We start from the raw sequence: 381 nt of genomic DNA, 5'->3' as shown, positions 1-381 counted from the left end.
ATGCCATGCTCCTCCTGCCAGGCTCTAGAGAGCTCGATGGCTTGCCGTATTTGATCCGGCGTCATCTGCTCGGCAAGCCGTCGTTTATCAGGCGCTCCGGCAGGGTCCCGGAGGTCATAGTACTTGTAGGCCTGGACTAAATCGACCTCGGTACCGATGCCTTCTTCGTAGTACACTGCAAGGCCGCCATGACTAATACGTCCATCGAATGGCATATTTTCGGCACGCTTTAACCACTCGAAGGCTGCTCGCTCATCCTTGGGCACGCCGAGGCCTTTACGATAGATGCCGGCAAGCTGTGAGGCTGATTCGGCGTCGCCCTGTTCGGCTGCACGGGTGAACCATATTCTCGCCTGCTGGATATCTTGCTCCACCAGTCCG

1 protein-coding gene is annotated in these 381 nt (G+C 57.2%); it reads right to left on the bottom strand.

Going from position 1 to position 381, the window contains the following annotated elements:
- A partial coding sequence (locus C9F12_RS22320) for a tetratricopeptide repeat protein (RefSeq protein ID WP_162816570.1) occupies positions 1 to 381 on the bottom strand: 381 nt, incomplete at both ends.

The organism is Halomonas sp. BN3-1 (assembly GCF_003056325.1).
In the GTDB taxonomy this organism is placed as follows: domain Bacteria; phylum Pseudomonadota; class Gammaproteobacteria; order Pseudomonadales; family Halomonadaceae; genus Halomonas; species Halomonas litopenaei.
The sequence above is the reverse complement of the archived record's forward strand: the minus strand, read 5'-3'. Positions and strand labels throughout refer to the sequence as shown.